23 protein-coding genes are annotated in these 23,024 nt (G+C 74.7%); 13 read left to right on the forward strand and 10 right to left on the reverse strand.

Annotated features, from left to right (window positions below):
* The first annotated feature begins 125 nt into the window (after positions 1-125).
* Complete coding sequence (locus tag ACL02R_RS04970; RefSeq protein WP_412795605.1) at positions 126-983, forward strand: helix-turn-helix domain-containing protein; 858 nt, start codon at positions 126-128, stop codon at positions 981-983.
* Positions 984-1,074: 91 nt separating this feature from the next.
* Here the strand turns inward: ACL02R_RS04970 and pstB are convergent, their stop codons facing one another.
* From pstB to ACL02R_RS05000, 6 genes are all read right to left on the reverse strand, one after another.
* Entirely contained in the window at positions 1,075-1,854 is a 780-nt protein-coding gene (pstB, locus tag ACL02R_RS04975; RefSeq protein ID WP_412795606.1) for a phosphate ABC transporter ATP-binding protein PstB, read from the reverse strand.
* A 37-nt stretch (positions 1,855-1,891) separates the two neighbouring features.
* On the reverse strand, positions 1,892-3,040 hold the full coding sequence (gene pstA / locus ACL02R_RS04980) for a phosphate ABC transporter permease PstA (RefSeq protein ID WP_412795607.1): 1,149 nt from the start codon (positions 3,038-3,040) through the stop codon (positions 1,892-1,894).
* Complete coding sequence (gene pstC, locus ACL02R_RS04985; protein ID WP_412795608.1) at positions 3,040-3,984, reverse strand: phosphate ABC transporter permease subunit PstC; 945 nt, start codon at positions 3,982-3,984, stop codon at positions 3,040-3,042. Before pstC ends, pstA begins: the two co-directional genes overlap by 1 nt.
* A 133-nt stretch (positions 3,985-4,117) precedes the next feature.
* The gene (locus ACL02R_RS04990; protein ID WP_412795609.1) at positions 4,118-5,236 is read right to left on the reverse strand and encodes a phosphate ABC transporter substrate-binding protein PstS; all 1,119 of its coding nucleotides are present in this window, start codon (positions 5,234-5,236) and stop codon (positions 4,118-4,120) included.
* Positions 5,237-5,476: 240 nt separating this feature from the next.
* Positions 5,477-6,145, reverse strand: a complete 669-nt coding sequence (locus ACL02R_RS04995; RefSeq protein WP_412795610.1) for a response regulator transcription factor — start codon at positions 6,143-6,145, stop codon at positions 5,477-5,479.
* A gap of 97 nt (positions 6,146-6,242) precedes the next feature.
* The gene (locus ACL02R_RS05000; RefSeq protein ID WP_412795708.1) at positions 6,243-7,055 is read right to left on the reverse strand and encodes a phosphate ABC transporter ATP-binding protein; all 813 of its coding nucleotides are present in this window, start codon (positions 7,053-7,055) and stop codon (positions 6,243-6,245) included.
* Positions 7,056-7,359: 304 nt separating this feature from the next.
* On the opposite strand from ACL02R_RS05000, the gene ACL02R_RS05005 reads away from it, so the two are divergent.
* The 5 genes from ACL02R_RS05005 to truA all read left to right on the forward strand — a co-directional run bounded on the left by ACL02R_RS05005 (position 7,360) and on the right by truA (position 12,613).
* A complete protein-coding gene (locus ACL02R_RS05005) occupies positions 7,360-8,322 on the forward strand; it encodes a hypothetical protein (protein WP_412795611.1) in 963 nt (320 codons plus the stop codon).
* Positions 8,323-9,400: 1,078 nt separating this feature from the next.
* Positions 9,401-9,868: a GNAT family N-acetyltransferase gene (locus ACL02R_RS05010; protein ID WP_412795612.1), complete on the forward strand. Its 468-nt coding sequence runs from the start codon at positions 9,401-9,403 to the stop codon at positions 9,866-9,868.
* 28 nt (positions 9,869-9,896) lie between these two features.
* On the forward strand, positions 9,897-10,469 hold the full coding sequence (locus ACL02R_RS05015; RefSeq protein WP_412795613.1) for a TetR/AcrR family transcriptional regulator: 573 nt from the start codon (positions 9,897-9,899) through the stop codon (positions 10,467-10,469).
* Positions 10,470-10,553: 84 nt separating this feature from the next.
* Positions 10,554-11,723, forward strand: a complete 1,170-nt coding sequence (locus ACL02R_RS05020; RefSeq protein ID WP_412795614.1) for an MFS transporter — start codon at positions 10,554-10,556, stop codon at positions 11,721-11,723.
* Positions 11,720-12,613 (forward strand): tRNA pseudouridine(38-40) synthase TruA, encoded by an 894-nt coding sequence (truA, locus tag ACL02R_RS05025; RefSeq protein ID WP_412795615.1) that lies wholly within the window; start codon positions 11,720-11,722, stop codon positions 12,611-12,613. The genes ACL02R_RS05020 and truA overlap by 4 nt, the downstream gene beginning before the upstream one ends.
* 3 nt (positions 12,614-12,616) lie before the next feature.
* On the opposite strand, the gene ACL02R_RS05030 is transcribed toward truA, so the two are convergent.
* Together ACL02R_RS05030 and ACL02R_RS05035 are read right to left on the reverse strand one after the other, a co-directional pair.
* Positions 12,617-13,255 (reverse strand): LysE family translocator, encoded by a 639-nt coding sequence (locus tag ACL02R_RS05030; RefSeq protein ID WP_412795616.1) that lies wholly within the window; start codon positions 13,253-13,255, stop codon positions 12,617-12,619.
* A 54-nt stretch (positions 13,256-13,309) separates the two neighbouring features.
* Positions 13,310-14,203: a hypothetical protein gene (locus ACL02R_RS05035; protein ID WP_412795617.1), complete on the reverse strand. Its 894-nt coding sequence runs from the start codon at positions 14,201-14,203 to the stop codon at positions 13,310-13,312.
* Positions 14,204-14,528: 325 nt separating this feature from the next.
* Between ACL02R_RS05035 and rplM the strand changes: the two genes are divergently transcribed.
* The 3 genes from rplM to glmM all read left to right on the forward strand — a co-directional run bounded on the left by rplM (position 14,529) and on the right by glmM (position 16,980).
* The gene (rplM, locus tag ACL02R_RS05040) at positions 14,529-14,972 is read left to right on the forward strand and encodes a 50S ribosomal protein L13 (RefSeq protein ID WP_412795618.1); all 444 of its coding nucleotides are present in this window, start codon (positions 14,529-14,531) and stop codon (positions 14,970-14,972) included.
* 42 nt (positions 14,973-15,014) lie between these two features.
* Positions 15,015-15,527 carry a 30S ribosomal protein S9 gene (gene rpsI, locus ACL02R_RS05045; protein ID WP_362961476.1) on the forward strand — a complete coding sequence of 171 codons (513 nt, stop codon included), beginning with the start codon at positions 15,015-15,017 and terminating at the stop codon, positions 15,525-15,527.
* A gap of 103 nt (positions 15,528-15,630) precedes the next feature.
* The gene (gene glmM / locus ACL02R_RS05050) at positions 15,631-16,980 is read left to right on the forward strand and encodes a phosphoglucosamine mutase (RefSeq protein WP_412795619.1); all 1,350 of its coding nucleotides are present in this window, start codon (positions 15,631-15,633) and stop codon (positions 16,978-16,980) included.
* A gap of 7 nt (positions 16,981-16,987) precedes the next feature.
* On the opposite strand, the gene coaA is transcribed toward glmM, so the two are convergent.
* Positions 16,988-17,944: a type I pantothenate kinase gene (coaA, locus tag ACL02R_RS05055; protein ID WP_412795620.1), complete on the reverse strand. Its 957-nt coding sequence runs from the start codon at positions 17,942-17,944 to the stop codon at positions 16,988-16,990.
* Between the two features lie 28 nt (positions 17,945-17,972).
* Between coaA and ACL02R_RS05060 the strand changes: the two genes are divergently transcribed.
* The 3 genes from ACL02R_RS05060 to ACL02R_RS05070 are packed head-to-tail and all read left to right on the forward strand — an operon-like array spanning position 17,973 to position 19,686.
* Positions 17,973-18,695 (forward strand): glucosamine--fructose-6-phosphate aminotransferase, encoded by a 723-nt coding sequence (locus ACL02R_RS05060; protein ID WP_412795621.1) that lies wholly within the window; start codon positions 17,973-17,975, stop codon positions 18,693-18,695.
* Positions 18,692-19,060, forward strand: a complete 369-nt coding sequence (locus ACL02R_RS05065) for a holo-ACP synthase (protein WP_362961484.1) — start codon at positions 18,692-18,694, stop codon at positions 19,058-19,060. The genes ACL02R_RS05060 and ACL02R_RS05065 overlap by 4 nt, the downstream gene beginning before the upstream one ends.
* A 5-nt stretch (positions 19,061-19,065) precedes the next feature.
* On the forward strand, positions 19,066-19,686 hold the full coding sequence (locus ACL02R_RS05070) for an HAD-IA family hydrolase (protein ID WP_412795622.1): 621 nt from the start codon (positions 19,066-19,068) through the stop codon (positions 19,684-19,686).
* A 649-nt stretch (positions 19,687-20,335) separates the two neighbouring features.
* Here ACL02R_RS05070 and ACL02R_RS05075 read toward each other — a convergent pair.
* Positions 20,336-21,799, reverse strand: coding sequence for an NAD(P)H-hydrate dehydratase (locus ACL02R_RS05075; RefSeq protein WP_412795623.1), 1,464 nt, complete (start codon positions 21,797-21,799; stop codon positions 20,336-20,338).
* A 51-nt stretch (positions 21,800-21,850) separates the two neighbouring features.
* Here ACL02R_RS05075 and alr point away from each other — a divergent pair, with 51 nt between their 5' ends.
* Positions 21,851-23,011 (forward strand): alanine racemase, encoded by a 1,161-nt coding sequence (gene alr / locus ACL02R_RS05080; RefSeq protein WP_412795624.1) that lies wholly within the window; start codon positions 21,851-21,853, stop codon positions 23,009-23,011.
* The last annotated feature ends 13 nt before the right edge of the window (positions 23,012-23,024 follow it).

Here is a 23,024-nt window from a genome sequence, read left to right on the forward strand (position 1 = left end):
CGTACCGCAGGAGTAACGTTGCGCCACGCCCGATGCGCACGCTTGACCGCCTCGGTAGGCAAGTGGACTCAGGGGGTGACCGGGCGGCACACTCCTGTCAGGCGACGGAAAGGACCGGATGACCGATGCCGCCGAGGGAGAGCCCGACCGCCCGACAGGTGCGCCTGGGAACGGAGTTGCGCCGTCTGCGCGAGCGGGCCGGGAGAACGGCTCGCGAGGCCGCCGCCATGCTCGGCACGGACCAGGGCAAGATCAGCCACATAGAGTCGGGCCGCATCGGCGTCAGCGAGGAGCGCATCCGGCGGCTCACGGACTTCTACGCCTGCCGCGACGAGGAGTTGGTGGAGGCGCTGTGCGCCATCGCCCGTGAACACCGGGGCCAGTTCTGGTGGGACGAGTACCGTGGCATCCTTGCCCCGCTGTGGATGGACATGTGCGAGCTGGAGCACCACGCCGTCTCCATGCGGATATTCCACACGGTCTCCGTCCCGGGCCTGTTGCAGACCGAGGAGTACGCGCGGGCGCTGTTCACCGGCGCGCTGGTCGAACTGCCGCCGGAGGAGGTCGAGCTGCGCACCCGGCACCGGATGCGGCGCAAGGTCGTCCTGGAACGCGAACACCCGCCGCCGTTCGACGTGTTCCTCCACGAGGCGGCGCTGCGGATGCGGATCGGCGGGCGGCAGGTCATGCGGCGGCAGCTCGCCCGGCTGATGGCGGACGCGGAGCAGCCGAACATCACGCTGCGCGTCGTCCCGTTCACCAACGAGAACTACTTCGAGGCCATCCAGCCCGTGCTGTACGCGGACGGGGTCGTCCCGCAGCTCGACACCGTGCAGGTGGACGCGGCGACGGGCGGCGGCTCGTTCATCGACAGCGAGGCGCAGCTGGAGCGCTACCGCCTCTTCTTCGGCCGCTGCGGCAAGTTCTCGCTCGACCCGGGCGAGTCGCGGCAGCTGATCCACCACATCGCGCGCGAGCTGTGACCGGCCGCCCCGGCGGCGCGGCGGCCGGGGCGGCGGCGGTGGGCCCGTACGGGCCGTACCGCCCGTACCGCCCGTGCGGGCGCGGGCCGGCTCAGCCGAAGCGGCCCGAGATGTAGTCCTCCGTGGCCTGGTTGCCCGGCGTGGAGAAGATCTTCGTCGTCTCGTCGATCTCCACCAGGCCGCCGGGCTCGCCGACCGCCTTCAGGTTGAAGAAGCCGGTGACGTCGCTGACCCGCGCCGCCTGCTGCATGTTGTGCGTGACGATGACGATCGTGTACTCCTCCTTCAGCTGGAGCATCAGGTCCTCGATCGCCTGCGTCGAGATGGGGTCGAGCGCCGAGCAGGGCTCGTCCATCAGCAGCACGTCCGGCTGCACGGCGACCGCGCGGGCTATGCACAGGCGCTGCTGCTGGCCGCCGGAGAGGCCGGAACCGGGACGGTTGAGGCGGTCCTTGACCTCCTCCCACAGGTTCGCCGAGCGCAGGGAGCGCTCCACGAGGCCGTCCATCTCGGCGCGCTTCATGCGCTTGCTGTTGAGCCGCACGCCCGCCACCACGTTGTCGTAGATCGACATGGTGGGGAACGGGTTGGGCCGCTGGAAGACCATGCCGATGTGCCGCCGGACGTTGACCGGGTCGACGTTCGCGCCGTACAGGTCCTCGTTGTCCATGAGGACTTTGCCCTCGACCCGCGCGTTCGGCACCAGTTCGTGCATGCGGTTGAGCGTGCGCAGGAACGTGGACTTGCCGCAGCCGGACGGGCCGATCAGGGCGGTCACCGAGCGCGGCTCGATCGTCATCGACACACCCTGCACGGCGAGGAACTTGTCGTAGTAGATGTCGAGGCCCTTGACCTCGATGCGCTTGGCCACAGTGCTTCGCTTTCTGTTCCGGGTGTGCCCGCGGCCGTCAGCCGCGCGTCTTGGGGGCGAACAGCCGGGAGATCAGCCGGGCCGCCAGGTTGAGGACCATCACGATGAGGATCAGCAGCAGCGCCGCCGACCACGACCGGTCGAAGTACGCCTCGCGCGGGATGCCCGGGGTGGCGTACTGGCTGTAGGAGAAGACCGACAGCGTCGCCATCCGGCCGTCGAAGGGGTTGAAGTTGTCGCTCGTGGTGATGCCGACCGTGATCAGCAGCGGCGCCGTCTCGCCGATGACGCGGGCGATGGCCAGCGTCACGCCGGTCGCGATGCCCGCGACGGCCGTCGGCAGGACGACCTTGGTGATGGTGCGCCACTTCGGGACGGCCAGCGCGTACGACGCCTCCCGCAGCTCGTTCGGCACCAGTTTGAGCATCTCCTCGGTGGAGCGCACGACGATCGGGATCATCAGGATGCTGAGCGCGACCGCGCCCATCACGCCCATGCGGACGCCGGGCCCGTAGAACAGCTCGAAGAGCGCGTAGGCGAACAGGCCCGCGACGATCGAGGGGATGCCGGTCATGACGTCCACGAAGAACGTGATCGCCCGCGCCAGCGCGCCGCGACCGTACTCGACCAGGTAGATCGCGGTCAGCATGCCGACCGGTACGGAGATGACCGCCGCGAGACCGGTGATGATCAGCGTGCCGAAGATCGCGTGGTGCACGCCGCCGCCCTCACCGACGACGCCGCGCATCGAGTACGAGAAGAACTCGGAGTCGAACCGGCCGAGTCCGCGGTCCACCACGGTCCACACGACCGAGACCAGCGGCAGCAGCGCCACCAGGAACGCCGAACTGACCGCCGCCGTCACGAACCGGTCGAACGCCCTGCGGCGCCCCTCGACCGCACGCGACCACAGGTAGACCGCCGCCGTGTAGCCCGCGGCGGCGACGATGGCGGCCCAGGCGAGGCCGAGCCCCGCCGCGTACAGCGCCGCGCCGGCGACGACGGCGCCGAGCAGCGTCAGGCGCGGCCCGGAGCGGGGCAGGCTGCCGCGCGTCAGGGGCACGGCCTCCAGCGTGACCGTGCGCGGGCCCGGCCGCTCGGGCGCCGGGAGCGTCGCCGTGTCCAGGGACGCGGCCGGCGACTCGGCCGGGCCGCCCGGGGCGGGGTTGGTGGGAGTGGTGCTCATCAGTTGGCCCCCGAGAAGTCGCGGCGCCGGTTGATCACCGCACGGGCGCCCATGTTGACGAAGAGCGTGACGGCGAAGAGGACGAGGCCAGAGGCGATCAGCACGTTGATGTCCAGGCCGGAGGACTCGGGGAAGCGCAGGGCGATGTTCGCCGCGATCGAGGTCGGGTTGCCGTTCCCGATGAGGTTGAACGTGACGCCGCCCGAGCCGGACAGCACGATCGCCACCGCCATCGTCTCGCCGAGCGCGCGGCCGAGGCCGAGCATCGCGCCGCCGATCATCGCGGAGCGGCCGAACGGCAGCACCGCCATGCGGATCATCTCCCAGCGCGTCGCGCCCAGCGCGAGCGACGCCTCCTCGTGCAGCCGCGGCGTCTGGAGGAACGCCTCGCGCACGACGGCCGTCGTGATCGGCAGGATCATCACCGCGAGGACCATGGCCGCGACGAGCATCGTGCGGCCCGTCGCCGAGGCGGGACCCTCGAACAGCGGGATGAAGCCCAGGTTGTCCGCCAGCCACCGCGTCGGCTCCACGGTGCGCGGCGCCAGCACGGCGGCGCCCCACAGGCCGAAGATGATGCTGGGCACGGCCGCGAGCAGGTCGATCAGGTAGCCCAGCGGCACGGCGACCCGGCGCGGCGCGTAGTGCGTGATGAACAGCGCGATCGCCACCGCGAAGGGCGCGGCGATCAGCAGCGCGAACGCGGCGGATATCAGGGTGCCGAACAGCAGCGGCCAGACGTACAGGACGAGCCCCTCGCCCTCCGGCATCTCGCTGTCCGATGCCCACAGGGCCGGCCACGCCTCGGTCACCAGGAAGGCCGCGACCCCCGCGAGGATGACGAGGATCAGTACGCCTGCCCCGGTGGAAGCTCCGGCGAAGACACGGTCACCCGGCCGCTGCACGGTGCCGCGCGGGCGTGTCCTCTCGGTGGTGGGGGGCACTCTCTTGTCCCTTCTCGTGCTGAAGTCCGACGAGCCGTGCGCCGGGCGGGCGGCCGCGGCGGGCGGCGTGACGCGGCAGGCCCGGCCCGCCCCCGGGCGGGTGGCGGGCCGGGCCTGCCGACGGTGCGCGGACTCAGGCCGCGGAGCCGATCGCGTCCACGGCGGCCTGGAACTGCTGGCGCAGCGCGTCCGACAGCGGCGCGGAGCCGGCCGTCTCGGCGGCGGCCTGCTGGCCCTCGGGGCTGATGATGTAGTGGAAGTAGCCCTGCACCAGCTCGGCGGTGGCGGCGTCGTCGTAGGTCGCGCAGGCCAGGCCGTACGAGACGAGGACGATCGGGTACGTGCCGGCCTCGGTCGTGTCGCGGGCCAGGTCGTAGGCGAAGTCGTGCTCGCCGCGGCCCTCGGCGCGCTGCGAGACCTCCAGGACCGCCGCGGCGGCCTCGGGGGAGTACTCGGTGAACTGGTCGCCGACACCGACGTGCACGGTGCCCAGGTCGCCGGCCTGGCTGGCGTCGGCGTAGCCGATGGTGCCCTCGCCGCTGGTGACCGCCTGGACGACGCCGGAGGTGCCCTGCGCGGCCTCGCCGCCGTCGACCGGCCAGACGTCGCTGACCTCGTGCGGCCACGCGTCGGGGGCGACGGCCGCCAGGTAGTCGGTGAAGTTCTCGGTGGTGCCCGAGTCGTCGGCGCGGTTGACCGGCGTGATCGCGGTGTCCGGCAGGTCGGCGTCGGGGTTGTCGGCGGCGATCGCCTCGTCGTCCCAGCTGGTGATCTGCTGGTCGAAGATGCCCGCGATCGTCTCGGGGCTCAGGTTCAGGGAGTCCACGCCGGGCAGGTTGAAGATCACGGCGATCGGGGACACGTAGACCGGCAGCTCGACGACCTCGCCGCCGCAGCGCTCGTTGGCGGCGGTCAGCTCCTCCTCGTCGAGGTACGCGTCGGAGCCGGCGAACGCGGTGGCGCCGCCCGCGATGAACTGCTCACGGCCCGCGCCGGAGCCGGAGGGGTCGTACGTGATGGTGGCGTCCGGGTTGGCGGCCTGGAAGCCGGCCATCCACGCCTGCTGGGCGGCGTCCTGCGAGCTGGCGCCCGCGCCGGCGATCGTGCCGGACAGCTCGGCCGCCGCGCTCTCGCTGCCGCCGCTTGTGCCGCCGCTGCCCCCGTCGTCCTCGTTCTCGCTGCTGCACGCCGTGGCCAGGGCCAGGGCGGATACCACGGCTATCGCGGCGGAAGTGGCGCGCCAGTTGCGCATGGCCTTTGCTCCTCGTTCGATCCCGGCCCTCGGCCGGGCTGTGGGTGATGTCTGAAGGTGTCGAGGAGAACGTAAGAGCGGCCAGCGAAGCAGCGAGGGCCAGAAGGTGAACAGAAACGTAGGTTCGGAGGAACCGGCGGTTTCACAAAAAGAGTTGGAATCGTTAAGGAAACGACAGCCTCGGTGAGATCCGGGCAGCCCACGGTCGGCGCGCCGCACCGGCCCGCAGGGCGGCGCGGCTCATGCCTCCGGCGGCACCAGGCGGTACCCGACGCCCCGCACCGTCTGGATGATCTCCGGGTGGTGCGGATCGTCGCCGAGCCGCTCGCGCAGCCGCCGAATGTGAACGGTGATGGTGTTCGACCGGCGCGCGCCCTCGCCCCACAGCTCCGCCCGGATGCGATCGCGCGTGATCACCTTCTCCGCGTGCAGCATGAGCAGGTGCAGAAGCTGGAACTCGCGCAGCGGCAGCCGCGCCGTCGAGACGCCGTGCATGCGCACCTCGTACGTCGACGGGTCCAGCGTCAGCGGCCCGCACACCAGCGGCTGGTCCCAGCCCCGGTGCCCCCGGTCCGCCAGGCTCAGCAGCTGCGCCACCTCGCGCGGCCGGTACGGGCGCGCCACGCAGGCGCTCGCCCCCGCCGCCAGCGCGGGCCCGACCTGGTCGGTGTCGTCCGGGCCCACGCCCAGCACCACCGGGATGGACAGCCGCCGCCGCACCAGCCGCAGCACGGTCGCGCCGTCGATCACCGGCAGGTCCGCCGAGACGAGCAGCACGTCTGGCTTGCGCAGCCCGGCCTCCAGCAGCGCCGCCGCGCCGTCGCCGCAGTGGACGACCGACACCTGGTACTTGGCGAGCTGCGCCGTCAGGCCCTGCCGGATGCGTTCGTCCGAGTCGGCCAGGAGCACGACCGGGTTGGTGCCCAGCGGGATGGCCGCCGGTACGCCGTCGGGGCCGTCGTCCCGGCCGGGCGCCCCGTCGTCCCCGCCGCCGGCACCCGCGCCGTCAGCCGAAGCGGCCGGAAATGTGGTCCTCGGTACGCCGGTCGGCGGGGCGGTTGAAGATCTTCTCGGTCGTGTCGTACTCAACCAGGCGCCCATGGCGCACTCCCTCGCTGTCGGTGTCGGCAGTGAAGAACGCGGTGCGGTCGGAGATCCGGGCGGCCTGGTGCATGTGGTGGGTCACGATCACGAGCGTGAACTCGTCCCGCAGCCGCAGCATCAGGTCCTCGATCCTTGCCGTGGCGACGGGATCGAGCGCGCCGCACGGTTCGTCCCTCAGCACCACGTCCGGCCGCACGGCTGTCGCGCGGGCGATGCACAGACGCTGCTGCCGGCCGCCGGAGAGGGCGGGCCCGCTGCTCTTCAGCTTGTCCTTGACCTCGTCCCACAGGGCCGCGCCCGTCAGTGCCTCCTCCACGCGCTCGTCGAGCTGTGGTCTCCGCAGCCCGGCGCGCAGCCCGGCGCCCGCCCGCAGCCCGTACGCGACGTTGTAGTACACGGTCCTGGGGAACGGGCTGGGCCGCTGGAAGACCATGCCGGCGCGCCGCCGCACGGCGGTCGGGTCGGCGTCCGGGGCACAGAGGTCGTCGCCCCGGTAGGTCACCCTGCCGGTCACGCGGGCGCCGGGAACGAAGTCGTTCATCCGGTTCAGCGACCGCAGGACCGAACTCTTGCCGCAGCCGGACGGACCGATCAGCGCGGTGATCTCGCGCTCGTGGACCGTCGGCGACACGTCGCGCACGGCGGGCCGCCCACCGTGGCGGACGTGCGGTTCCCCGACGCCGGAGACGACCGGCGCCCGTTCCCGCCACCGCACGGCGCGGCGGCGGGCCGCGGCGTGGCCGTGGTGGGCTGGCGAGGCGGACGGCACGGCGGACCCCCGGGCGTGAAAAGGCGGTCAGGCAGGGACGTTCACCATGTAACGAGCCGTGGGTAGCGGGTTGTGCGGCAATCGGTGAACCCGCGATGAACAACGGCGTTCCCTCCGGTTCCGCGCGACGCGCCGGTTCTCGCGGCGGGTTGTACGGTGTTCCGCTCGCCCGCGCGGGAGTCGCCCGCGTAGCATCGTGGCGATTCCGGTCCGTGGGCGGGTCAGCCCGCCAGGCGCAGGGCAGTTGGTTGTGGGCATCGAAGGCGAACAGCTCGTACTTGACTATCTCAGCCGCGTCGGCGACCTCGCGCACGGCACCAGCATGTCGGCCGCGCAGCGCGCCGCGCTGGTGAACCGGCTCCGCGACGACATCCACCGCGCCAGGTCCGCCGCCGGGCCCGCGGAGAGCCGGGCGTCGGTGAAGCGCATCCTGGGACGGATGGGGAGCCCGGAGGATGTGGTGGCCGCCGCGGCGAGCCCCGGGGCCGCGCCCGCCCCTGCCGCGCCGCGTCCGTCGCCGCCGCGCACCCGTTCCCGTCCCGCGTCGGCCGCGCCTGCCGTGGGCACCGGGGTGGAGGGTCCGGCCGTGCCGCTGCCGCCCCAGCGGGAGCCGGAGCGCGGCGGCTCGCCGTTCCTGCGCCCCGCGCCGCCGGGACGTACCTACTGGCCCGACGGCGACATCGGCCGGTTCCGCGGCGGCATCGAGATCCCGGAGATGCTCCAGCCGCCGGTCGAGGAGGAGGCCGCGGCGGAGAAGGCGGCGGAGACCGACGCGCCGCAGGCCGCGCCGCCGCCCGCGCCGGAGGCCGCGAAGCCGGGCGGTCGCCGCCGGTTCGCGCAGGCCGCGCTCGCCGGGCGCCGCGTCGGCGGCTTCGTCGAACTCGCCGCCGTCGCCCTGCTGGTGGCCGGCACGGTCGTCGGCTCCCTCGTGCCCCTCGGCCTCGGCTGGGCGGCGGCCTGGTGGTCGCCGCGCCTGGGCCGCCGCGAGGCGCAGTGGGCGGCGCTCGGCATGCCCGCCCTGGTCGCGGGCGCGTACGCGCTCTGGATCGGCGGCCGCAACGGCGGCTACTGGGGCGAGCCCCTCGCGCCGGGCGAGGCCGAGCGGATGCTGGACAACGACTGGCCGGTGCTGCTGCGCGTGGCCGCGCTGGCGAGCGCCGCGTTCCTCCTCTGGCGCGCCCGCCGCCACCTCCCACCCCCCGCCCAGACCTGACACACGCCACTCCGAAACGACCACCCCGCCGCCCCGCTCTGGTCACCGCGCATTCAGGCGTGGCGACCATCCGACCCGCCCCCCGCCGCTACTGCCTTCGCGGGTGCGGTCGTGCACGACGAACTCGCCGCCGGGGCCGCGCCCGGCTTCGCTCTCGCCGCCGCGAGGCGCCTCCGGCGGGCGACGACTGCCCCTGTCGGCCCGGACCCGGCCTTCGCGGCGGGGCCGACCGGTCCTCTCAACAGTTCGCTCGTGCCCACCGGGCGGCGGCCCTGCCCGGTGGGCCGACGCCCCCGTGCCGTCGCGGCCTTCGCCGGTGCGGTCGTGGGTGGCGAACCTCCTTTCCCGTGCCGTGGCCCGGCCCCGACGTGCAGGGCCGGTCCGACCGTGCCGCGTGCATGCCCCGCTTGCCCCGCCGCCGCGCGGGGTGTGGTGGGACCTTGGGCGACCACCGCACGGCCCGTGGCTGTAAGCGGCGTTCTTCGGCTCACGAGCCCCTGACCGCAACCGCTGGAGAGCCAGGCAGCGAGCCGTTCCCCTCTCCGGCGGTCGTCCCAGCCGCCGGGGCGTCCCACGGATCTCGTATGCCGGTCGGTGCACCCGTCCGTTCGGCCGCCGCTGCGGTCTGGCGTCGGCGCGAGCGTTCCGGCGGGCGGGGCGGCGAGGAGCAGCGGGCTCAGGCCATGGGCGTCCGGGCTATGCAGCGGGCGGTCAGCCGCTGCTCGCGTTCGTCCCGCGCGGCGCGCTCCCGGCCGGAGCGTATGAGTTGCCGGTACCGGCGGCGGAACCGGTCTGCGCACCGGGCCGATGTCATCGCGGCGACCACCACGGCCACGCACCGCTGCGCCGGCGGCAGCGAGGCGAGGACGGGGACCAGCCCCAGCGCCCCGGCCGCGCGCGGCCCGCACCGTCCACCACGGGTTCGCCGTGCTCAGCCTGGCCGCCACCAAGGCGGCGGTTCCGCCGCCGCCGTTCGTCGTGCTGTTCATGGTGACGACGGTACGGACGCCGCCGACCCGCCTGCTAGCGCCGAAAGTCCAATGCGCCGCGACTTCGGTCTGCGCCACGATGCCTGTCCATGGACGAAAGTGAGCACGGCGTGCCGGCCGTCCGGCGCGCGGGCGCGGCGGACGCCGCGGCGCTGATGGCGGTCGACGCCCTCGCGGCGGCGGGCGACGAGGGGCGGCGCGCGAGCCCCGCGCGCTGGTGCGGCGGGAACGCCGTGGTCCTCCTCGCCGAGGACCCGACCGGCCCGCTCGGCTTCGCCGTGCTGGAGTACACCTTCTTCGAGCAGGGCTTCCTCACCCTCCTGACGGTCACCGCCGCCGCCCGGCGGCGCGGCGTCGGACGGCGGCTCCTCGCCGCCGTCGAGGCCGAGTGCGCGACGCCGAAGCTGTTCACCTCCACCAACTTCTCGAACCACCCGATGCAGCGGCTGCTGCGCAGCGCCGGCTGGGAAGCGGCCGGGCTGCTGCACGGGCTGGACGAAGGCGACCCCGAGCTGTTCTTCCGCCTCGCCCGCCACGCCCGCCACGTATTGCACTGAGCGTTCCAATACGGGTAGCGTGCTCCCCGTGGCCCGCCCCAGGACGTTCGACGAGGACCGGGCCCTGGACGCCGCCATGCGCGCGTTCTGGATCAACGGCTACGAGGCCACCTCGACCCAGGACCTGTGCGAGGCGACCGGCCTGGGCCGCAGCAGCATCTACAACACCTTCACCAGTAAGCGCGACCTCTTCCGCCGCGCCCTCGCGCGCTACATGACGGCGATGAACGAGACCCAGTTCGCGATCCTCGACGACCACACCAGACCGCCGCTCGACCGCATCCGCGCCGTGCTGGAGCGGACCGTCGAGGCCGAGACCGGCCTCGGCTGCCTCACCGTCAACACCACCGTCGAACTCGCCGGGCGCGACGCGGAGATCGCCACCACCCTCGAACGCGACACCGCGCGCCGCCTCGCCGCCATGACCGCCGTCATCGCCGCGGGCCAGCGCGCCGGCGAGATCGCCGCCACCCGCGACGCGACCGCCCTCGCCCGCTACCTCGTCGCCGTCATCAGCGGCATCCGCGTCTCCGCCCAGGGCGGCGCCGACCGCCCCGCCCTGGAGGCCATCGCCGCGACGGCGCTCGACGCCCTCACCTGACGCCGCCCACCCCGCGCCACCCGGGCGCTCCACCCTGCCCGCATTTTGAACCGATCCATCCAAAACAGAGAAACGGAGCCCCCCGTGCCCCGCGCCATCCACCTCCTCGCCTTCGGCATCTTCGCCATGGTCACCAGCGAGTTCGTCGTCGCAGGACTCATGCCGCAGATGGCCGAGGGCCTCGACACCACCGTCCCCCGCATCGGCTACCTGATCACTGCCTTCGCCGCCGCCATGGCGGTCGGCGGCCCGATCCTCACCGTCGCCCTGCTGCGCCTCCCCCCGAAAAACGCCCTGCTCGTCCTCTTCGCCGTCTTCCTCGCCGGCAACGCCCTCGCCGCCACCGCCACCGGCTACGGCACGATGCTCGCCGCCCGCGTCATCACCGGCGTCGCATCGCAGGCCCTGTTCGGCACCGCGATCTCCCTGGCCGTACGCCTCGTCGGCCCCGAGCGACGCGGCCGCGCCGTCGCCGTCACTCTCAACGGCCTCATGCTCGGCACCCTCCTCGGCCTCCCCCTGGCCACCCTCGTCGGCGAACACTTCGGCTGGCGCGCCGCCTTCTGGGCCATCACCGCCCTCGCAGCCCTCGCCGCCCTGGGCACGATCGCCGGCATCCCCACCCTCGAACGGCCCGCCGACACGGGCGGGTTCCGCTCCCAGGCGGCCGTCTTCCGCAGCCGCGCCCTCTGGAAGCGCCTCCTCACCAGCACCACCGTGATCGCCGCGACCTTCTGCGCGTTCAGCTACATCAACCCGATACTCACCGACATCACCGGCCTCGCCCCCTCCACCGTGCCCCTCCTCCTGGTCGCGTACGGCGCCGCCACCGTCGTCGGCAACACGGTCGTCGGCCGCCTCGCCGACCGCCACGCCCTCCCCGTCCTCGCCACCGGCCTCGCCCTGAACGCGGCCTTCCTCACCGCGTTCGCCCTCCTCACCGACCTGCCCGCCGCCGCCGTCGCCGCGTTCCTCGGCATCGGCCTGGTCGGCGTCACGATGAACCCCGCGATGGCCACCCGCGTCCAGCAGGCCGCCGACGCCGGACCGCTCGTGAACACCGTCCACGCCTCCTTCATCACCCTCGGCATCATCCTGTCCTCGTCCCTCGGCGGCCTCGCCATCGACGCCGCCGGGCTGCGCGCACCGCTCTGGCTCGGCGCCGCCTTCGCCGCCGCGGGCCTCGCCCTCGTCCTCCCCGAACTGGCCGCCCGCAAGGCCCGCCCCGCCGTTCTGAGAGGATCGGCCATGTGAACGACGGTGTGTGCACGGAGACGGCGGACGCGACGGCCGCCGCCGAGCGGGACGCGGTACCGGACGGCTTCGTCCGCGTACGCCTCGACCTCGCCTACGACGGGACCGCCTTCTCCGGCTGGGCGCGGCAGGGCAGCAGGCGGACCGTCCAGGGCGAGATCGAGGACGCCCTGCGCGTCGTCACCCGCTCCGGCGACCGCACGTACGAACTGACCGTCGCCGGCCGCACCGACGCCGGTGTCCACGCCAGGGGGCAGGTCGCGCACGTGGACCTGCCCGCCGACGTGTGGGCCGGGCAGGAGGACCGGCTGGTCCGCCGCCTCACCGGCCGCCTGCCGCAGGACGTCCGCATCCGCTCGGCCGCCGTCGCGCCGCCGTACTTCAACGCCCGCTTCTCCGCCGTCTGGCGGCGGTACGTCTACCGCGTCGGCGACCACCCCGGCGGCGTCGATCCGCTGCTGCGCGGCCACGTCCTGTGGCACAACTGGCCGCTGGACGTCGATGCCATGAACGAGGCCGCCCGCCGCCTCCTCGGCGAGCACGACTTCGCCGCCTACTGCAAGCGCCGCGAGGGCGCCACCACCATCCGCACCCTGCGCGAGCTGCGCTGGGAGCGCGGCGCGGACGGCATCGCCGCCTGCACGGTGGAGGCGGACGCGTTCTGCCACAACATGGTGCGCGCCCTCGTCGGCGCGATGTTGTTCGTCGGCGACGGGCACCGGCCGCCGGACTGGCCCGCCGCCGTCCTCGCCGGGCGCGTGCGCGACTCGGCGGTCCACGTCGTACGGCCGCACGGGCTCACGCTCGAAGCCGTCGGCTACCCGCCGGACGACCAGCTCGCCGCCCGCAACCGCGAGGCACGCAACCTGCGCACGCTCCTGCTTCCCTGACCCCTACTGCGCGCGCCCCGTCGCCGCGACGGTGACGCCGAGCCCGATCATCGCCACACCCCCCGTGCCGCCGACGAGCGAGAGCCGCCGCGGCGACCGCCCGAACCACACCCGGGCCCCCGACGCGACGAGCCCCCACGCGCTGTCGGAGACCAGCGCGATCGCGCTGAAGACGAGCCCGAGCAGCAGCATCTGAAGCGTCACGTGCCCCGCCTCCCGGTCCACGAACTGCGGGAGCACGGCCGCGAAGAAGACGACGGTCTTCGGATTGGCCACCCCGACCGCGAACCCCTCCCACAGCGTCCGCAGCGTGCCCGCCCCGGCGGCCCCCTCGGCGAACCCGTCCCGCAGCGCGTGCCGCTGCCGTATCGCCCGCACCCCCAGATAGACCAGGTACGCGGCGCCCACCAGCTTCAGCACCGTGAACACGACGACGGAACGCTCCACCACGGCGCCGAGCCCCAGCGCCACGGCCACGACGAGCAGATAGGCCCCGACGGTGTTCCCCAGCACCGTCGTCAGCGCGGCCCGGCGCCCCTGCGCGAGGGCACGGCCGATCACGAACAGCACACTGGGCCCCGGGACGATGATCAGGACGAAGGAAAGAGCGGCGAACGCGAGCAGCCGGTCGGAGGACACCATGGCGCGATCGTCCCGGACACCCCCGCCTGGCGTCACCGGCTTTTCGGCCGCGCCCTAGTCCTCGCCGCCGCCCTGCTGGCTGCGGCGGCGCTCCTCCACCAGCGCGCTGGCCGAGGCGGACGCCTGGGTCTCCCCGCGCCGGATGATGCAGTTGAACGCGTGGTCGTTCCCGTCGCGCGACGCCTGCTGCGCCGGGGTCCCGTCGCCGCTGTCCGGTGAGCCGTCCGCGTTGCCCGCGATGGTGAAGTACGCGTAGCGGCCGACCGCGTTCGTGGTCGTCCGGCAGCCGCCGTTCTGGCAGAACGAGGGCGCGCCGCCGCCGGTGAGGGCGACCAGGTTGCCTGCCGCAGCGCCGCGCACCTGCTCCGCCGCCTCGGCGGTCGGGAACTGCGCCACGCCCACCGTCACCGCCACCCCCTCGCCCGTGAACGTGGCGCGCAGCACCGCGCCGCACCCCAGCTCGGTGAGCGCCGCCGACAGGTCGCCGGAGAAGACCTCGGCCGGGCAGCCCTGCGCCGCGTCGGTGGCCACCTCGGTGTAGGTGCGCCCCTCCAGCTCCGCCGTGTCGCCGGTGAAGAAGCTCTCCGGCTCGAAGGCCGCGACGTCCTTGTCCGCGTCGGAGATGAACTCGCGCGGCTCCGGCAGCGGCGGCAGCTGCGTCGGCTCGAAGCCGGAGTCGGAGTCGGACGTCGAGGCCCCCGACGGTTCGGCCGGCAGGCTGCCGCCGCCGCCCGCCCGGTCGTCCGGGCCGTCGTCCCCGCCGCCGGAGCCGGTGATCAGGAGGGCCACCATGGTGCCCACCATCAGGGCGCCGAGGGCCCCGCCGCCGATGAGGAAGCCGCGCCTGCGGCGCTGCCGCCGCTCGGCGTCGGCGGCGAGCGCGTTCCAGTCGGGCTGCTGCTGCGAGCCCCCCGGGACCCACGCGGGTCCTCCCTGCCCGTAACTCATGCGCGCAGTCTAAGGGGAGGTGTGCGTTTCCCCACCGGCCGGTGGCCGCCGTCGCGGTACGTGACCGGTGGCCGCGCGGGAGGGCGTGCGGGACGGGGCGTGACGGGCGGTTTTGACCCGTCCGTGGCGGGGACGGTAACCTGCCTCGTTGGAAACTCTATGCGTATGGCTTGCTCGATCTCACGTGACGGGCCTTGCGCCGGTCCGCCAGGATGTCCGCCGGCGGCCAGTACCACGGTATGCGTCACCGGGGTACGGCCTGCGCCGACGTGATTCCGGGTGGCCTTGTCAGGAACCCATCACTGAAGAAGCGAAGGCTACGACCGTGCGTACGTTCAGCCCCAAGCCCGGCGACGTCCAGCGTCAGTGGCACGTCATCGACGCCACCGACGTCGTCCTGGGACGACTGGCCTCCCAGGCCGCCACCCTCCTGCGGGGCAAGCACAAGCCGGTGTACGCCCCCCACGTCGACACCGGTGACTTCGTCATCATCGTCAACGCGGGCAAGGTGCACCTGTCCGGCAACAAGCGGACCCAGAAGCTCGCCTACCGCCACTCCGGCTACCCGGGCGGTCTCCGCTCCGTGCGCTACGGGGAACTCCTGGAGAAGAACCCCGAGCGCGCCGTCGAGAAGGCGATCAAGGGCATGCTGCCGAAGAACACCCTCGGCCGCCAGATGCTCTCCAAGCTCAAGGTCTACGCGGGCCCCGAGCACCCGCACGCCGCCCAGCAGCCGGTGGCGTTCGAGATCACCCAGGTCGCGCAGTAGTCCCGGCCACCCCCAAAGACCAGAAAGAATCTGAGGAGAATCGTGGCCGAGCCCACCGCTGAGACCCTTGACGCCGAGGTCCCCGAGGTCGAGGAGTACACGACCGAGAGCACGCCGGAGGAGTTCGCGGCGTCCGCCGACGAGCTGACCGGCCGCTTCGGCGACCCGCTCCCCGGCGCCGGCACCGGCCGTCGCAAGAACGCGATCGCCCGCGTCCGCATCCTGCCGGGCACCGGCAAGTGGAAGATCAACGGTCGCACCCTTGAGGGCTACTTCCCGAACAAGGTGCACCAGCAGTCCGTCAACGAGCCCTTCAAGGTGCTCGAACTCGACGAGCGCTACGACGTCGTCGCCCGCATCTCCGGCGGCGGTGTCTCCGGCCAGGCCGGCGCGCTGCGCCTCGGCGTGGCCCGCGCGCTGAACGAGGCGGACGTCGACAACAACCGCGGCCCGCTGAAGAAGGCCGGATTCCTCACCCGCGACTCGCGCGCGGTGGAGCGGAAGAAGGCCGGTCTGAAGAAGGCGCGTAAGGGTACCCAGTACAGCAAGCGCTAATCGGGGTCATTCCCGGCGCCCCGGCAGCACATCCGTGCTGCCGGGGCGTTCCTTTTATAGGGTTTACGCCGTTGGTCGCACTCGGGAACTCGGAGGAAACACTGTGGGACGACTCTTCGGCACGGACGGTGTACGCGGCGTCGCCAACGCGGACCTCACCGCCGAGATGGCCCTCGGCCTTTCGGTGGCCGCGGCGGGCGTGCTCGGCGGCACCGGCGCCGGCCGGTCCCTGGCGGTGGTCGGCCGCGACCCCCGGGCCTCCGGCGAGTTCCTGGAGGCGGCGGTGGTGGCGGGCCTCGCGAGCGCCGGGGTGGACGTCCTGCGGGTCGGCGTGCTGCCGACGCCCGCGGTCGCCTACCTCACCGGCTCGCTCACCGCGGACTTCGGCGTGATGCTGTCCGCCAGCCACAACCCCATGCCGGACAACGGCATCAAGTTCTTCGCGGGCGGCGGCCACAAGCTGGCCGACGACCTGGAGGACCGCATCGAGGCCGCCTACCGCGAGCACGCCGCCGGGCAGCCGTGGGACAGACCGGTCGGCGCGGGCGTCGGCCGCGTCACCGACTGGGACGAGGGCTTCGACGAGTACGTCAGCCACCTCGTCGGCGCGCTGCCCAACCGGCTCGACGGCCTGAAGATCGTCCTGGACACGGCGCACGGCGCGGCGGCGCGCGTCGCGCCCGAGGCGTTCGCGCGGGCGGGCGCCCGCGTGGTCACCATCGGCGCCGAGCCGGACGGCCTCAACATCAACGACGGCTACGGCTCCACCCACCTCGACGCCCTGCGCGCCGCCGTCACCGAGCACGGCGCGGACCTCGGCATCGCCCTCGACGGCGACGCCGACCGCTGTCTGGCCGCCGACGCGGACGGCCGGGAGGTGGACGGCGACCAGATCCTCGCCGTCCTCGGCGTCGCCATGCGGGAGGCGGGCCGCCTCGCGCAGGACACGGTCGTCGCGACCGTCATGTCCAATCTCGGCTTCACCCTCGCCATGGAGCGCGAGGGCCTGCGCCTGAAGCAGACCGCCGTCGGCGACCGCTACGTCCTGGAGGAGATGCGGCGCGGCGGCTACTCGCTCGGCGGCGAGCAGTCGGGGCACGTCATCGTCCTCGACCACGCCACCACCGGCGACGGCACGCTCACCGGCCTGCTCCTCGCCGCCCGCGTCGCCGCGACCCGCCGCCCGCTCGCCGAGCTGGCGGGCGTGATGGAACGGCTGCCGCAGGTGCTGATCAACGTGCGGGACGTCGACCGCAGCCGGGTCGCCGACTGCCGCGAGCTGACCGACGCGGTGGCCGAGGCGGAGCGGCAGCTCGGCGCGACCGGGCGCGTCCTGCTGCGGCCGTCCGGGACGGAGCCGCTGGTGCGCGTGATGGTGGAGGCGCCGGACGCGGCGCAGGCCAGGACGGTCGCGGCCGGTCTCGCCGACGTCGTGAAGTCACAGCTCGGCTGACGGCCCGTCAGGGCCGCCGCAGCCGCAGCGAACGCACCGCGTGGTCCGGGCCCTTGCGCAGCACGAGTGTCGCGCGGGCCCGGGTCGGGGCGATGTTGGTCACGAGGTTGGGCTCGTTGACGGTCCGCCAGGTGTTGCGGGCGAGGTCGAGCGCGGCCTCCTCCGACAGGTCGGCGAACTTCCTGAAGTACGAGTCCGGGTCGCGGAACGCGGTCTCGCGCAGCGTCCGGAAGCGGCTCAGGTACCAGGCGCGGATGTCCTGCGGCCGCGCGTCCACGTAGAGGGAGAAGTCGAAGTGGTCGGCGAGGCCGACGTGTCCCGGCGGCGCGCTCTGGAGGACGTTGAGCCCCTCGATGATCAGCACGTCGGGGCGGCGGACGGTGAGGCGTTCGCCGGGCACGATGTCGTAGGTGACATGCGAGTAGACGGGCGCGGTCACCTCCGGGCGGCCCGCCTTCACGTCGGTCACGAAGCGCGTCAGCGCCCGCCGGTCGTACGACTCGGGGAACCCCTTGCGCGCCATCAGCCCGCGCCGCCGCAGCTCGGCCGACGGCAGCAGGAAGCCGTCCGTCGTCACCAGCGCCACCCGTGGCCGCCCGTGGCCGCGCTCCAGCAGCGCCTGGACCAGCCGCGAGACGGTCGACTTCCCCACCGCCACGCTGCCCGCGACGGCGATCACGAACGGGCCGGCCGGCGCCACGGCCTTCCCCTCGCCGCCGTTCAGGAAGGCGCCCACCGCGCCGCGCAGCCCGTGCGCCGCCGCGATGTGCAGGTGCAGCAGCCGGACCAGCGGCAGGTACACCTCGCGGACCTCCGCCAGGTCGGTGACGTCCCCGAGGCCGCGCAGCCCGGCCAGCTCGGCGGCGGTCAGCGGCAGCGGGGCGCGGGCGCCGGCCGCGCTCCACTCGGCGCGGCTCAGCTCGGTGTACGGGGTCGTCCGGCGGGGTGAGGTGGCCACGCGCACATTGTCGCGGGCGGGCTAATCTGCCCGCATGCGCGGGTGTGTGGGTTACCTCGGGTTCCGGTCCGCTCTCGACGTGCTGCTCGGCGGGCTCGACACCCTCCGGGCGCCGGGCGGGGCGTGCGGCGTGGCGCTCGTCGCGGACGGGGGGCTCGCGGTGGCGAAACGGGCGGGAACGGCGGACGACCTGCGCGCGCTGCTCGGTGCGCGCCCCCTGCCGGCCGCCGGAACGGGCATCGGGCACCTGGGCGCGCCGGACGTACGGCCGCTCACGGACGCGGCGGCGTGCCCGCAGTCCGACGACGCGGGGCGGGTCGCGGTCGCGCAGGACGGCGCCCTCGACGGCGGGGACGCGCTGCGCGCCGAACTGGCGGGCCGGGGGCACCGGCTGGTGTCGGGCACGGACGCCGAGGCCGTCGCGCACCTGTTCGCCGAGGCGTTCTCCTCCTGCGGCGACCCCGGCGAGGCGATGCGGCAGGTGTGCCGGGCGGCGCGCGGCACGTTCGTCCTGCTCGCGGTGCACGCCGACGCGCCCGACACGCTGGTGGCGGCGCGGCGCGGCCTGCCGCTGACGGTGGGGCTCGGCGGCGGGGAGGCGTTCGCGGCGTCGGACGGCGCGGCCTTCGGCGGCGAGGCGGCGCACGAGGTGCTGCCGCTGGACGGGGCGGGGGAGGACGTGGTGGTGCTGCGGCGCGGGGCCGACGAGGTCGGCTGCGAGATCACGGACGCCGAGGGGGGAGTGGTCCGGGCGTGATCATCGGGGTGGGGATCGACGTGGCGGGGATCGACCGGTTCGCGCGGTCGCTGGAACGGACGCCCGAGCTGGCGGACCGGCTGTTCGTGCCGGGCGAGCTGTGGCTGCCGTCCGGGGAACGGCGCGGCCCCGCTTCGCTCGCGGCGCGGTTCGCGGCGAAGGAGGCGCTGGCCAAGGCGCTGGGCGCGCCGGGCGGGCTGCGGTGGACGGACGCCGAGGTGTGCCAGGAGGACTCGGGCCGTCCGCGCCTTGAGGTGCGCGGCACGGTCGCGGCGCGCGCGGCGGAGCTTGGCGTGCGGTCGTGGCACCTCTCACTGAGCCATGACGCGGGCGTGGCGTCGGCCGTGGTCATCGCCGAGGGCTGACCACCATGACCGAACCGGTGTTCCTGTTCGACGTGGACGGCGTGCTGATCGACTCCGGCGCGGCGCACCGCAGGGTGTGGGCGGCGTGGGCGGACGCGCGCGGGCTCGACCCCGGCAGCGTGTGGGGGGCCACGCAGGGCAGGAGGCGGGTCGATACGCTGCGGCTCGTCGCCCCGCACCTGGACCCCGCCGAGGAACACGCGCTGCTCAACCGGCTGATGGCCGCCGAGGAGCACACCGTGCGGGCGTACGACGGGGCGGGTGCGGTCCTTCGCGGCCTGGCGGCCGGGGCGTGGGCGGTGGTGACGTCCAGCCGTGGTGAGGCGACCCGGCGGCGGCTGGCCGCGTCGGGGCTGCCGGTCCCGGCGGTCCGGGTGTGCGCCGAGGACGTCACCGAGGGCAAGCCCTCGCCCGAGGGGTACCTGACGGCGGCCACGCGGCTGGGGGCCGACCCGCGCCACTGCCTGGTGGTGGAGGACTCGCCCGCCGGCGTGGCGGCGGGCCGGGCGGCCGGCTGCACGGTGCACGCCGTGACCACGACGCACACCGCCGGGCAACTCGCCTGCGCCCACGCCGTCTTCCCCTCCCTGCGGGCCGCCGTCCGCGCCGCGACCGGGCACGGGTGAGCTGACCGCGCCGGTGCCGGGAAGGGCTGGGGTCCCGGCCGCGCGGGGTCGCGCCCGCCGTACTCACCTGGCTGGGCAGGCAGGGGAGGTGCGAGCGCCTCCGCCACCGCCGCGTGGCCGTCCGTCCCGGCGGCTGCCGGGGGCACGTCGCGGGCGGGGACGTGCCCGATGTCCTGCCTCTGTTCGCCGTGCCGGCGCTGCCGGTGGTCCGGCGCGGGGTGGGGTGGGGTGGGGTGGGGCGCCGACCACCCACCGGGGCAACCGCCCGCGCCGCCACATCACCTGGACGCCCGCCCGCGTCCCCGACACGACCGGCGGCGCTCGTCGCCCGGCTGCGGCGCGCCTCCGCGTTGCACCCCCTGCCGCCGACGAGGTGACGCGGCCAGGCCCGAGGCCGGCCGGAGCCGGTGCCGGGGCGCCCCATCCGGCCCCCCGTCCCCGTGGCGAACCGGGAGCGGACGGCGGAATCCGCCCGCACCGTCCCACCGGCCCCTCCCGCGACAACCCCGCGTCGACAGTTCAGGGCGGCGCTCCACCTGCCGACGAGCCACCGGCCGGAAGCACCCGCCGGCCGGACCTACGCGGCGTCGCGGCCTTCGCCCGGTCCGTTCCGGCCACGGGCGGTCCCGTCCTGCCCCGTCCTGCCCCGTCAGGCGTCCGCCTCGCCCGGCGCGTCGGTCAGGCGGGCCCACGCGTCGGGCAGCGCCTCGGCGACCGTGGACGCCATCGGGGGCTCCGGGGCCAGTGAGCCGGCGAGACCGTGGACGTACGCGCCCGCCGAGGCGGCGTCCAGCGGGCTCAGCCCCGCCGCGAGCAGGGCGCCGGTCAGCCCGGAGAGGACGTCGCCGCTGCCCGCCGTGGCCAGCCAGGGCGTGCCCGTCGGGTTGACGCGGACCGTGCCGCCGTCCGGGGCGGCGATCAGGGTCGTGGAGCCCTTCAGCAGCGCCGTGACGCCGTAGCGCGCCGCGAGTTCGCAGACCGACGCGAGCCGCGCCGCCTCCACGCGCCCCCGGTCGGTGCCGAGCAGCGCGGCCGCCTCCCCGGCGTGCGGGGTGAGCAGCGTGGGCGCCGGACGGGCGCGCAGCCGCTCCGGGTCGAGGCCGCGCAGGCCGTCCGCGTCGATCAGGATCGGAACGTCCGACTCCAGCACGTCGTCCACCCGCCGCGCGGCGTCCGGGTCCTGGCCGAGCCCCGGGCCGACGACCCACGCCTGCACCCGCCCCGCCTCGCTCGGCGCGCCGCCCGACACGAGCGTCTCGGGGTAGCGGGCGATCACCGCGTCCGCCGCCGGGCCCGAGTAGCGGACCGCGCCCGCGCCGCCGCGCAGCGCGCCGCCCACCGCCAGGACGGCCGCGCCCGGGTAGTGCGCCGAGCCGGCCACGACGCCGACCACGCCGCGCCGGTACTTGTCGCTCTCGGCCGACGGGCGCGGCAGCAGCGCCGCGGCCTCCGCGCCGCCCAGCGCCTCCACGGCCGGTTCCGGCGGCAGGTGCGGGCCGAGGCCGATGTCCACCAGCCGCACCTCGCCCGCGTACTCGCGGCCCGGGTCGATCAGCAGGCCCGGCTTGTACGTGCCGAACGTGACGGTCACCGCCGCCCGTACGGCGTCGCCCCGCACCTCGCCCGTGTCCGCGTCCACGCCGCTCGGCAGGTCCACGGCCAGCACCGGCGTGCCCGCCGCCGCCACGCGGGCGACGAGCCGGGCCGCGTCCTCCCGCAGCCCGCCGTGCCCACCGATGCCCGTGATCCCGTCCACGACCAGGGCCGCGCCCGCCAGCGCCCGTTCCGCCTCGTCCACGTCCGCCGTACGGCCGCCCGCCGCCCGCAGCGCGGCGACTCCGCCGGCGTGCGCCCGTTCGGGTCGCAGCAGGAGCGCGGTCACCGCCGCGCCGCGCCGGGCGAGCCGGGCACCGGCGTACAGGGCGTCGCCCCCGTTGTCGCCGCTGCCCGTCAGCAGGACGACGCGGGCGCCGTACAGCCGGGGCCGCAACAGCCCGGCGGCCACGGCGGCGAGGCCCGCCGCCGCGCGCGCCATCAGCGTTCCCTCGGGCAGCGTGGCCATCAGCGCGCGCTCGGCGGCCCGCACGGTCTCGACAGGGTGAGCAGTCCTCATGCCCCCAGTCTGACGCTCGTCCGGCGGGTCTTCCTGCGACACTGGGGGGCGATGAACGAGCACACGACGGAAGAAAGCGGGCGGTTGCGGGCGCACATCGATCTGCCCGCGCTGCGCGCCAACGTCCGTGCCCTCCGCGAACGCCTCACCGGCGGCGCCGCGTTGATGGCCGTCGTCAAGGCCGACGCGTACGGCCACGGCCTCCTGCCGTGCGCCCGCGAGGCGCGGGTCGCGGGCGCCGCCTGGCTCGGCGCCGCGACGCCCGAGGAGGCGCTCGCCCTGCGCGCCGACGGCGACACCGGCCGCGTGCTGTGCTGGCTGTGGACGCCGAACGGGCCCTGGCGCGGCGCCGTCGCCCAGGACATCGACGTGTCGGCCAGCGCCCCCTGGGCCCTGGACGCCGCCGTCGCCGCCGCCCGCGCCACCGGGCGTACCGCGCGCGTGCACCTCAAGATCGACACCGGACTCGGCCGCAGCGGCTGCGCCCCCCGCGACTGGCCCGCGCTGTGCGCCGCCGCGCGCGCCGCCGAGGCGACCGGCGCGCTCACCGTCGCCGGGCTGTGGTCGCACTTCGCCTGCGCCGACGAGCCGGGCCACCCGTCCATCGCGGCGCAGCAGACCGCGTTCACCGAGGCCCTGGAGATCGCCGACCGCGCCGGACTGCGCCCCGAGGTCCGCCACTTCGCCAACTCCCCGGCGACCCTCACCCTCCCGGCCACCCACTACGACCTCGTCCGCACCGGCATCTCCGTCTACGGCCTGTCGCCCTCGCCAGAGGTCGGCACCTCCGAGGACTTCGGCCTGCGCCCCGTGATGACGCTGCGCGCCGCCCTCGCGGGAGTGAAACGCGTCCCGGGCGGGCACGGGGTCAGTTACGGCCACCAGTACACGACGCCGGGCGAAACGACGCTCGCCCTCGTCCCCGCCGGGTACGCGGACGGCATCCCCCGGCACGCGTCGGGCAGCGGTCCCGTGCTCGTCGCGGGGAAGTGGCGGACGATCGCCGGACGGGTGGCCATGGACCAGTTCGTGGTCGACCTCGGCGGCGACACCGCCGAGGCCGGGGACGAGGCGGTGCTGTTCGGGCCGGGCGACCGGGGCGAGCCGACCGCCGAGGACTGGGCCCGCGCGACCGGGACCATCGGGTACGAGATCGTCACCCGCGTCGGCCACCGCGTCCCCCGGGTCCACCACGGGGAGACCAGGACGTGAGGTGGGCGCGGGG

The sequence above is a fragment of the Streptomyces sp. MS19 genome, assembly GCF_047200595.1.
GTDB lineage: Bacteria > Actinomycetota > Actinomycetes > Streptomycetales > Streptomycetaceae > Streptomyces.